The 8,520-nt window shown below is 72.6% G+C and carries 8 protein-coding genes and 1 pseudogene; all 9 read left to right on the top strand.

The genetic code is table 11. The annotated features are described in order from the left end of the window. Nucleotides 1-46 precede the first annotated feature (46 nt). Nucleotides 47-889 (top strand): annotated as a pseudogene (gene ribA, locus ACY45C_RS07465) (GTP cyclohydrolase II); the annotation flags it as partial. Further along, complete coding sequence (ribH, locus tag ACY45C_RS07460) at nucleotides 886-1,368, top strand: 6,7-dimethyl-8-ribityllumazine synthase (RefSeq protein WP_462186897.1); 483 nt, start codon at nucleotides 886-888, stop codon at nucleotides 1,366-1,368. The pseudogene ribA and the gene ribH, both read left to right, overlap by 4 nt. 711 nt (nucleotides 1,369-2,079) lie before the next feature. Further along, on the top strand, nucleotides 2,080-3,639 hold the full coding sequence (locus tag ACY45C_RS07455) for a MinD/ParA family ATP-binding protein (protein ID WP_462186896.1): 1,560 nt from the start codon (nucleotides 2,080-2,082) through the stop codon (nucleotides 3,637-3,639). A gap of 10 nt (nucleotides 3,640-3,649) precedes the next feature. Beyond that, nucleotides 3,650-4,537 carry an SseB family protein gene (locus ACY45C_RS07450; RefSeq protein ID WP_462186895.1) on the top strand — a complete coding sequence of 296 codons (888 nt, stop codon included), beginning with the start codon at nucleotides 3,650-3,652 and terminating at the stop codon, nucleotides 4,535-4,537. Nucleotides 4,538-4,880: 343 nt separating this feature from the next. After that, nucleotides 4,881-5,471, top strand: a complete 591-nt coding sequence (gene infC / locus ACY45C_RS07445; RefSeq protein ID WP_462186894.1) for a translation initiation factor IF-3 — start codon at nucleotides 4,881-4,883, stop codon at nucleotides 5,469-5,471. Between the two features lie 97 nt (nucleotides 5,472-5,568). Next, on the top strand, nucleotides 5,569-5,763 hold the full coding sequence (rpmI, locus tag ACY45C_RS07440) for a 50S ribosomal protein L35 (protein WP_011437566.1): 195 nt from the start codon (nucleotides 5,569-5,571) through the stop codon (nucleotides 5,761-5,763). 125 nt (nucleotides 5,764-5,888) lie between these two features. Continuing rightward, nucleotides 5,889-6,269 (top strand): 50S ribosomal protein L20, encoded by a 381-nt coding sequence (rplT, locus tag ACY45C_RS07435; protein ID WP_011437565.1) that lies wholly within the window; start codon nucleotides 5,889-5,891, stop codon nucleotides 6,267-6,269. Nucleotides 6,270-6,373: 104 nt separating this feature from the next. Next, on the top strand, nucleotides 6,374-7,198 hold the full coding sequence (locus ACY45C_RS07430) for a TrmH family RNA methyltransferase (protein WP_462186893.1): 825 nt from the start codon (nucleotides 6,374-6,376) through the stop codon (nucleotides 7,196-7,198). Further along, nucleotides 7,198-8,343 (top strand): sensor histidine kinase, encoded by a 1,146-nt coding sequence (locus ACY45C_RS07425; RefSeq protein WP_462186901.1) that lies wholly within the window; start codon nucleotides 7,198-7,200, stop codon nucleotides 8,341-8,343. The genes ACY45C_RS07430 and ACY45C_RS07425 overlap by 1 nt, the downstream gene beginning before the upstream one ends. Nucleotides 8,344-8,520 lie beyond the last annotated feature (177 nt).

The raw sequence follows: 8,520 nt of genomic DNA, 5'->3' as shown, positions 1-8,520 counted from the left end.
CGAGATCTACACCGTCTAATTCGTCGGCAGCGTCAGATGTGTATAAGAGCACGGGCTGCTACTGATCTCCATCGCCGATCTTATCGCCTACCGTCGGCGGACCGAGAAGCAGGTGGTGCGGGTCGCGGAGGCATCGCTTCCGACGCGTTACGGGGCGTTCCGGGCGGTCGGGTTCCGCAACATCCTCGACGGCGTCGAACACATCGCGCTGATCCGAGGCGAGCTCGGTGACGGCGAGGACGTGCTGGTCCGGGTGCACAGCGAATGCCTCACCGGGGACGTCTTCGGCTCCCGGCGCTGCGACTGCGGAACCCAGCTCGACGCGGCACTGCGCATGATCGCGACCGAGGGGCGCGGGGTGGTGCTCTACATGCGGGGCCACGAGGGCCGGGGCATCGGCCTGATGCACAAGCTGCGGGCCTACCAGCTGCAGGACGCCGGCCACGACACCGTCGATGCCAACCTCGCGCTGGGCCTGCCGGCCGACGCCCGCGACTACGGCACCGGAGCCCAGATCCTGGTCGACCTCGGCGTGCGCGGCCTCCGGCTGCTGTCCAACAATCCGACGAAGCGGGCCGGGCTGGAGGGTTACGGCCTGCGCATCGTCGAACTTATCGGGATGCCGGTCACCCAGACGCCGGAGAACCTGCGCTACCTGACCACCAAGCGGGACCGGATGGGACACGTCATTCCCGGTCTGCCCGGCCTTCCGGGTCTACCCGGCATGTCCGATCTGCCTAGGGCCGTGGGCGAGGACGAGCCGGCCGGCTCGCGCTGGATCCCGGGGGCGTCGAGGGTGCCCGTCACCTCCGGCTGCACGGCCATCGCGGGCGGCGCGGGCCCGGGTACGCCCGCCGGGGCCGACTGTGCCGAGGGGGAGGGTCTGTGAGCGGCCTCGGGGCTCCCGCGGAGGTGCTTCCGCCCGTCGCGGGCATGCGGTTGGCGGTGGTCGCCACCCGATGGCACGCCGAGATCACCGATGCGCTGCTTGCTGGCGCGCTGCGCGCCGCGAAGGATACAGGCCTCGCGACGGCACCCACCGTCGTGCGGGTCTCCGGTGCGGTCGAGCTTCCCGTGATCGCCGCCGCGCTGGCGGCGCGGCATGACGCCGTCGTCGCCCTCGGTGTCGTCATCCGGGGCGGCACCCCCCACTTCGACTACGTCTGTCAGTTCGTCACCGCGGGGCTCGCCCGCGTCACCCTCGACGCCCGCGTCCCCGTCGGCTTCGGCGTGCTCACCTGCGACACCGTCGAGCAGGCCCGGGACCGCGCCGGGCTGCCCGGGTCCAGCGAGGACAAGGGCCGGGAGGCGACCCTGGCCGCGCTGGGCACCGCCGCGGTGCTGCGCGATCTGGAACTCGCCGGCTGAGCTCCCACGCCGTCACTGGCCGGAACGTTCCGCATCAGGAGTTCACACGCACGGTGCGAGGCCGATCCGTCCGCGTGACATGCTCTCGGTATGGTGTTGCCGTCACATGGCGATTCGAAGTGGATCGGGTGTGCCGGTGGTGTGTTCGCTGCTCGTGGCTCTGATTCCGGCTGTCCCGATCAGTCTGTCCCGATCAGTCCGGTGCTCTTGTCGGGACGGCCGGTTACACGAGACTGTGGTCTCACGTCGTATCGGTGCCCTTGCGCTCTGGCGTCATACTTCGCGGTGGGATCGGAGGAGGTCCCGTCGGCCGGTACACATGGGGGCGGGGTGGCGCGGATGGTAAGTCACGGTGGGAGTTGGAACGGTGACGAGACGTCGGCGTCGACCGGCCCGGTCGGAGGGAATCCGGAGGTCGGGGAACGGATCGCGGCCGGGCCCGGCCGGCGGGATCCCGGCGCGACCGAACCGGGTGGTGGCGGGGACGCGCGCCCCATCTCGCTGCTCGGCCTACGACTGACCGAGCCTCAGACGCCCCGTAACGCTCTGGTTACCCGTCGTCCCATCCGGTCACGTCCGGGCGTGACCCGTTCGGAGCCCGGTGCCGGTCGGACGGGGGGCCCCTCCGGGGGGCGCGGGAGCACGGCAGGCCCGCCGCCCACTCCCATGCCACCGGCCCCACCGCCCCCGTCGGGCCGGAGCGCGCCCCCCGTGGGCCTTCCATTGACCGCGTCGCCCGGCCCGAGCTCCGCGTGGCCCGGTGCCTCGCTCACCATGCCCGGCGGAGCGGGGTGGACGCCCGACCTCGCCGCCGCCGCGACGTCGGCGGCCGGGCCGCCGGACCCGTACCCGACCGGTCCGGACCAGTACCCGACGCCACCGGATCCACCGCCCGGTGCGCCGCCGCCCCCGGCCGTCCCCCCACCGTTTCCGGCCGTCCCGCCGCCCGGGGAGACCTGGGAGAACATTGCGGTACTGGTCCCCACCGCCGGGCAGCCGGTGAACCTCCCGGATGGGACGCCGGTCGTCCCCGTTTCCTGGGCCGCCACCGCGCCGCCCCCAGACGGCTCGCTCGGTGCCGGGCCCGTAGCCGGGCGGCTTCCCCCATCCGCGGCGGCTGACCCGGGTTGGCCGGTGCCGGAGGCGTGGCTCGACGCTGACCCCCTGGGCGGACCCACGGTCGGCCGGCAGGCGGTCGAAACGCCCGGTACGGAGCCAGCCTGGTCCGTCCCGGTCCCCGCGAACCTGCCGGCACGGCGGTCCGGTCCGGCCCCTTCCCTGCCCGTCCGGGCGGCGGCCGCGGTGACGCCGTCCCGTGGTCCGGCGGTGGTCCCGGCCGTCGCGGGAGCGGGCGGTTCGCCGGTCGCGCGGGCGCGGGCCGGTGGGCGGCGGGTGCTGGTCGGGGGATTCGGTGGCGGAGGCGGCCGGACGACGGTCGCCGCGGGTCTGGGACTGGCGATCGCGGAGCACCACGGTCATCGGGTGATGGCCGTGGATGCCTCCCCGGACCAGTCCGGGCTGCTTGCGCACCGGGTCGGCCTCATGCCACCGGGCGTGGGGTTGCGGGAGTTGGCCACGGCGCGGCCACCGGTGTCCTCATTGGAGGACGTGCGCCGGTTCGTCGCCTCCGACGGCTCCGGTGGCCTGGAGGTGCTGGCCGGACTGCGTGATCTCACCGGGCCGGGGCTGCTTCCCGAGGAGCTGGCCTGGGCACTCGACCTGCTCGGACACTGGTATCCGGTCGTCGTCGCGGACGCCCCACCGGGGTGGAGCCAGCCGGTGCCGGCCACCCTGCTGGCGCGGGCGGACCTCGTCGTGCTGACGATCCGGGCCGGCGAGACGGAGATCGCCGGTGCGGACGACGCGTTGACCGCGTTGGCCGCGGCTGGTCGGCCAGATCTCGCTGCCACCGTCATCGTGGCCGTCGTCGAGACGTATCCCTCCCGGTTGAGCCGCGGGGCACGGCTGCGTCTCGAGCATCTTGAGGACCGGGCCTACATGACGGTGCCGGTGCCGTTCGACGCGGCGCTCGCCGACAGCCGTCCGATCAGCTGGTACCGCCTGCGTCGCCGGACCAGGTTCGCCTTCCAGCGCCTCGCCGGGGCGGTCGCCACCGCCCCGCTTCCCGGGTCGCAACCGGCCACCGTGCTGGCCCGGTCCGCCATCGCCGCCCCCGGTCGGTGCCCCCAACCCGGGCCCGGGTCCGTCCGAGCCATGGTGAATGCCACGGACCCGATCCGGTACCGGCCCGCCGCGTCGCCTGGGCCCTAGGCTGGCGAGAATGGCACACGATCTGCTGACTCCGTCCGGTCAGGGCGATGACGGCCGCGCCGATGAGTCGCTCACCCGAGCGCTCGCCGCCAGCCCGGTCAACCCCGCCGTCCTGACCGCCGCGCTGCGCCAGGCCCGGGTCTTCGTCGGAGTCGAGGCTCGGCTCACCGCCGCCGACGCCGTCACCGGTGCGGACAAGACCAGCGAGATGGCGCTGACGACCCTGCGCACCCCGTCCGGCGCGACCGCGCTACCGATCTTCTCCAGCGTCAGCGCGCTCACCGCCTGGCGCGCCTCGGCCCGGCCGGTTCCGGTCGCCGCGGTGGACGCCTGTACGGAGGCGGTCCGGCTGGGGCTCGGAGCGGTGGTGATCGACGTGGCCGGTCCGCGCTCGGCCAGTCTGGACGTCGGGCCGGGCGGTCCCGCGACGGTGCCCGGCGGATCCGACTCCGACTCGCCGCCCGGGACTCTCGACACGCCACGTGCGACCGAAGCCGCGGACCTCGACGAGCTGAGGGTGACCGCCCTGCGCCGTCCATCCGATCCGGATGGACCGTTGTCCCGGCAGCGGGTCCAAGAGGCGTTGCGGACCGTGACCGAGCGGGTCGAGGTGTGGCCGGCGGAACTGCTCCTCCCGGGTGCCGGCGCACCACGCCCGGTGCTTGCCGTCGCGGTACGCCGGGACGGAGATGCGGACGCGCGGTCCGGGGAGTTGCTCGCCCGGCGGTTATCCCGGCTGCTCGCCGCTGATCCGGACCCGGCGCAGGAGCAGGAGCAGGCGCGGGCCTCGGGCCCGGCCGTGCTGCTCGTGAGCGCGCGGGAGGCCGCGGCGGTGCGCCGCCATCTGGGGCGGGGCCTGCGCCCGACGCGCCGATGGCCGGTGCGGTTCGCGAGGTGAGTGCCGCCGGCCCTTTCGGAGCGCCCGGACGATGATGTGATCGTCGTGTCGCCCGGTCTGGTGCTACGCTGGGGTTCAGACCGCCTGCCGGCTGGTTTTGTTCCGTCCGCTGGCGTTGCCGTTCCCAGGCAGCCAGGGCACGGTGCGGAGCCTGATCGGCAGGACCAAGCGGGGGTTCGCCCTCCACCCGATGTCAGCACTGATGTCGCCACCCCGGGACGTCAGCAGGTCCTCAGGCCGGAGTTCCGGCTGGTGGCCGCGGTGGCCGGGTCGCCGGTCGGCCGAGCCGTTCTCGCGGTTGTCGGCCGGGAGCCTGGTGTACCAGGCTCGGTGCTCCGCTGCGGTGAGGTCAGGCCCGCGCGTCGAGCAACGGAGGAAACACATCAGCACAGAGTCCCGTATCAACGACCGGATTCGCGTCCCCGAGGTTCGCCTCGTCGGCGCGGAGGGTGAGCAGATCGGCATCGTCTCGATCGGTGAGGCCATGCGCATGGCGCAGGAGGCCGATCTCGACCTCGTCGAGGTCGCGCCGACCGCTCGTCCCCCGGTCTGCAAGCTGATGGACTACGGAAAGTTCAAGTACGAGTCCGACCAGAAGCGTCGGGAGGCTCGGAAGAACCAGGTCCAGACCGTCATCAAGGAAATGAAGCTGCGGCCGAAGATCGATCCGCACGACTACGAGACCAAGAAGGGTCACGTCGTGCGTTTCCTGCGGGCCGGCGACAAGGTCAAGATTACGATTATGTTCCGCGGTCGGGAGCAGTCCCGGCCCGAGCTCGGCATCCGCCTGCTCCAACGGCTGTCCGCCGACGTGGCCGATCTTGGTTATGTCGAGGCTCAGCCCAAGCAGGACGGCCGGAACATGACCATGGTCATGGCCCCGCACAAGGGTTCGAAGCCGCAGCGGGTGCCGGAACCGGCCGGCCACGCCTGACTCGACGGCGGGCAGTCCGCGCGGTGGCGCCGCCACCGGTTCCGGATCTCGCCACGCCGGTTGTTCGACCACCCACGTAACCCGTCAGGATGTCAACATGCCCAAACAGAAGTCCCACAGCGGTGCGAGCAAGCGGTTCCGGGTCACCGGGTCCGGCAAGGTGCTGCGCCAGCGGGCCAACCGCCGCCACTACCTGGAGCACAAGACCAGCCGCCTCACCCGCAGACTGGATGGCGTGGTGCCGTTGACGAAGGCGGACAACCGACGCGTCAAGCGTCTGCTCGCCCGCTGACCGCGGCCCGCTGACGACTCCGGCCCCGACTGCGGCGGGCCCGCCGGTCGCGGTCGGCCCGCCGTTGGCGGCCGACTCCGGCCCGGGCCGCCGGACGCACCCGAACGAAGGAGACAGGTGCCCTCATGGCACGCGTGAAGCGGGCGGTCAACGCCCAGAAGAAGCGCCGTACGGTCCTCGAGCAGGCCAGCGGCTACCGGGGCCAGCGATCGCGGCTCTACCGCAAGGCCAAGGAGCAGATGCTCCACTCGATGACCTACTCCTACCGGGACCGCCGCGCGCGCAAGGGCGACTTCCGGCAGCTGTGGATCACTCGGATCAACGCGGCGGCGCGGGCGAACGGCCTGACCTACAACCGCTTCGTGCAGGGTCTGAAGCTGTCCGGTGTCGAAGTCGACCGCAAGATTCTGGCCGACCTCGCGGTCAACGACGCGGTCGCGTTCACCGCCCTGGTCGAGGTGGCACGGGCCGCGCTGGCGGCGGCGCCGGAGCCCACCGCCGCCTGAGCCCGTCGCGACGTCGGCCCGTGCCCGCCTCCCGCGTGTCCCCCACGACCGACGCCCCGCCGTCGACGGCTCCTTCCCCGAGGGCCCCTTCCCCGGGGCCCGGAGTGATCGCCGGAGCGCGCTCCGGGCGGGTCGGCGCCGCGCGTCGCCTCAAGCGGCCCGCGGCCCGGCGCGAGCAGGGCAGGTTCCTGGTCGAGGGGGCGCAGGCGGTGGGCGCGGCGTCGGCCGTCGGCGAGCTGCTCGAGGTGTTCGTCGGAGTCTCCGCGACTCCCCGGCACGAGGAGCTGCTGAGGGCGGTCCGGGTGCCGGTCCGGGTCGTCACGGACGAGGCCGTGGCGTCGCTGTCGGAGACGGTGACCCCCCAGGGCCTCGTCGCGGTCGCGGCCCTGCCCGCTCACCGGCTCGCCGACCTGCACGCCCCCCGGCTGGTCGCGGTGTGCATCGGCGCGGGCGATCCGGGCAACGCCGGCACGGTGATCCGCAGCGCGGACGCGGCCGGAGCGGACGCCGTCGTCTTTACCGGGAGCGGTGTCGACCCCTTCGGGGGCAAGTGCGTGCGCTCCTCGGCCGGCAGCCACTTTCACCTCCCGGTGATCGTGGAACCAGCCTTGGCCGTGGTGCTGGACCGGCTACGGGCCCGGGGCTGCCGCATCGTGGCGACGTCCGGAGCCGCGGATCGCGACATCGACACCGCCGTCGCCGCCGGTGAGCTCGACGGGCCGACGGCGTGGCTGTTCGGTAACGAGGCACATGGGCTGGCTTCGGCTACTCTGACCGCCGCGGACGCGGTTCTGCGGGTACCGGTGTACGGTCAGGCCGAGTCCCTGAATCTTGCGGTTGCGTCCGCCCTGTGCCTTTACGCGTCGGCGCGGGCGCAGAGAACGGGCAGGTCCGGTACTAACGGCACCGGAGGAGGTGGTCGACGGTGATGAACACTGTCGCGTCGCCATCCGGGCAGGTACCGCCACCCGGCCCCGGCTGCGCGCCCGATTCCACCGATTCGGCCGTGTCGGCCGCGCTGGACGGCCCACTGCCTGCCGCCGCCTTCGACCTGCTACCGGACTCGGTGATCGTGACCGACGCCGTCGGCGTCGTCGAGGTGTTCAACCGGGCGGCGGCGAAGCTCACCGGGGTGGACGGACCGTCTGCGATCGGCCGGCATCTGACCGAGGTCCTCCCGTTGCTGGACGAGCGGGGCAACGACTGGTGGGAGTGCTCGGCAGCCAGCCGGAACCTGCCGCGGGTCACCGGGCAGCCGGAGCGGCGCCTGACCTATGCGGGTCCGGTCCACGACTGTGACTTCCACGTCACGGTGCGGTTTAACCGGGTCGCCGGTCGGCTGGTGCGGGTGTCGCTGTCCCTGCGCGACACCCTCAGCCGCGAGCGGCTGGAACGCAACCGGGCGGATCTGGTCGCGACCGTGGCGCACGAGCTGCGCTCGCCGCTGACCAGCGTGAAGGGATTCACCGCGACGCTGCTCGCCAAGTGGGACCGGTTCACCGACGAGCAGAAGAAGCTCATGCTGAACACGGTCAACACCGACGCCGACCGGGTCACGCGCCTGCTCACCGAGGTGCTGGACGTCTCCCGGATCGACTCCGGACGCATTCAGGTCCGCAAGCAGATCGTCGACCTGCCCGCCCGAGTGCGTTCGGTGGTGGACGGCAAGGTGGCCTCGGGTGCGGCGGGCGCCGACCGGTTCTTCATCTGCGAGGAGGGCGAACTGCCCGAGATGTGGGTCGATCCGGACAAGATTGAACAGGTACTGCACAACCTCGTCGACAACGCCCTGCGGCATGGTGCGGGTACTGTGACGGTACTGCTGCGTGGCAGGGACAGCGGCACGGAGGTGAGCGTGGCCGACGAGGGGGAAGGCGTGTCCGAATCGAACGCCGCGCGCGTGTTCACGAAGTTCTGGCGGGGCGCCGGCCGCGGGAACGGCACCGGCCTCGGGCTCTACATCGCCAAGGCACTGATCGAGGCGCACGGCGGCACCATCTCGGTCGGCCGGGCCACGGGTGGCGGCGCCGAGTTCCGATTTTTCGTGCCCGCCGGTGGCCCGGTGTTCGGCTGACGCCGAGCACCGCGAACCGACCGGTGGGCGCCCCGGGCGGCCAGGCGCGCGCCGCCGCCCCAGGACCGGACACCCCATGCCCGGACGAACTCCGCCGCAGGCCGGACGACCCCGGCTTCCCGCCGGGATGGCCCTGCTTTTCACCCGATGACGAGGATGAGCACCGTGCCCGCCCCT

The organism is Frankia sp. CcWB2, from assembly GCF_977927585.1.
This window is presented reverse-complemented; position numbering and strand designations above follow the sequence as displayed.

Excerpts from the sequence above, each read along its gene's own strand:
- ACY45C_RS07450 (WP_462186895.1), top strand. The coding sequence starts at position 3,650 with ATGGCACACGATCTGCTGACTCCGTCCGGTCAGGGCGATGACGGCCGC.
- rpmI (WP_011437566.1), top strand. The coding sequence starts at position 5,569 with ATGCCCAAACAGAAGTCCCACAGCGGTGCGAGCAAGCGGTTCCGGGTC.
- rplT (WP_011437565.1), top strand. The coding sequence starts at position 5,889 with ATGGCACGCGTGAAGCGGGCGGTCAACGCCCAGAAGAAGCGCCGTACG.
- ACY45C_RS07425 (WP_462186901.1), top strand. The coding sequence starts at position 7,198 with ATGAACACTGTCGCGTCGCCATCCGGGCAGGTACCGCCACCCGGCCCC.